The organism is Nostocoides sp. F2B08 (assembly GCF_009184895.1).
Taxonomy (GTDB): Bacteria; Actinomycetota; Actinomycetes; order Actinomycetales; family Dermatophilaceae; genus F2B08.
Genome location: NZ_WESE01000030.1, coordinates 1 through 1,702, shown reverse-complemented (window position 1 = coordinate 1,702; position 1,702 = coordinate 1). Strand labels below are relative to the sequence as shown.

At 69.0% G+C, this 1,702-nt stretch carries 1 protein-coding gene; it reads right to left on the bottom strand.

Features of this window, described 5'->3' with window-relative positions:
- Positions 1-149 precede the first annotated feature (149 nt).
- The gene (locus GA707_RS20580) at positions 150-1,568 is read right to left on the bottom strand and encodes an IS1380 family transposase (protein WP_152180315.1); all 1,419 of its coding nucleotides are present in this window, start codon (positions 1,566-1,568) and stop codon (positions 150-152) included.
- Positions 1,569-1,702 lie beyond the last annotated feature (134 nt).

The following is a 1,702-nucleotide window of genomic DNA, read 5'->3' as shown; positions in this document are numbered from 1 at the left end:
CCCGGATCCACCGATGACGTTTTGGGTGTTGGCCTCGCGAGGATGAGTCTCGGGTGGTGATGTCGGGGCAGGGGTGACCTCCCGGCCTCGCTGCCGGGAGGGTTCCACTGGATGTTCCTTGGTCGCGCCGCCCGGTGGCGGCTGGGTGGTCAGGGCGCGATTGTCGCCGGTGGGGCGTGGACGCGCTCGAAGAGGACTGTCCAGGCGTGCTGCCAGGGCCAGGCCCGAGGCAGGTGCAGGGTCAGCCGTCGGGCGGAGGTCGCGACCCGGGCCGGAACGTGGACCAGGGTGCGGCGCACGGTCGGGGTCGTCGCTCTCGCCAGGCGACGGGCGTCGGTGAGGGTGGCGGCGGCGCGGGTGAGGTTGAAGGCCATGACGGCAAGGACCAGCCAGGCGGCGTTGGCGGTGAACTTGCCCGAGGGCAGGTGCGCCAGCGCGGAGCTCTTCAGGTCGGCGTGGACCTGCTCGATGATGGCGTGCGCGCGGTGAACCTTATCGACGGCGACGGTGTCCGCGATGCCTTCGGGGGTGGTGGTGAAGAACGCGTGATGCCGCCACAGCTCGAACAGGCCGTCCTGCCCGGCGCGCTTCTTCTTCTCGGCGTTGGCGTCGGGGATGCGCCGCACGACGAGCCGCCCGGGAACCTGGGTCTTCTTCTTCGACGTGAATGCGACATAGGGCACCTCGGCGACCTGCGCCGAGGAGATCCAGGTGTTGCTGTCTTCGTCGAAGACCGCCCGTGGGTACTCGATGGTGGTCCACGCGTCATCGGCGATCGCGCTGATGGCGGCCTTGACGCGTTTGTCGAGGCGGACGGTGACCGAGACCTCCGCCCCGGTCTTGACCGCGGCACCGATCACGGGATGCCCGTAGTAGGCCGAGTCCGCCCGCACCAGCACCCGGCCGGGCCCGGGGCCACCGGCGCCTCGGACGAGGGTACGAGTCGTCTTCAACGCATCACGGACCAGCCGCTGGGCACCGCGGGCGGAGTTGGCCGAGCCCTTCCGCAACCGTTGCGCGACGATCACCGGCGCGCACGACTCGGTGGAGACGGTCGCGATCAGAGCGTTCAGGCCGCGGACCTTGGTGTAGCCGAACCCGGCGCCCTGTTTGGCGTAGCCGTGGACCTCGACGATGGTGTCGTCGATGTCGACCACCGCCACCTCGCTCACGCCGGCGACCAGCGGAGTGTCCATGGCCAGCCTGGTGAGGAACCTCGAGGCGACCGCGTCGAGCTGGCGCACGTGCCCGAACGTGAAGGTCCGCAGGAACGAGCCCAACGTCGAGGGCGCGTAGCAGCGGCCGAAGACCCGACCCATCCCGCCGTGCCGCAACAGCGCCATGTCCTCGATGCTGTCGGCGCCGGCGACCATCCCCGCCACCAGGGCGCTCACCTTGGCGCCGGCGTTGGCGCCCTTGTCGGTGGGCACGCTCAGCCGCTCATCGGCCAACGCGCCCAGGCCCGCCGTTTCGGCCAACCGCAGGATCGGGACCAGCCCGGCCGACCCGATCAGGTTCGGGTCATCGAAGACCGCTGACGTCGCCGCCGGGGTATGAGAGAGTTGCACCTACGAGATGTCCCTTGTGATCAGGTCGAATAGAAGCGTCAAGAACTTCGATTCTCCTGCACCACAAGGGATTTCTCATGCAACGACCCGCATCCAGACCGCTACGACATGATCCCGATCGGTGGATCCGGGCT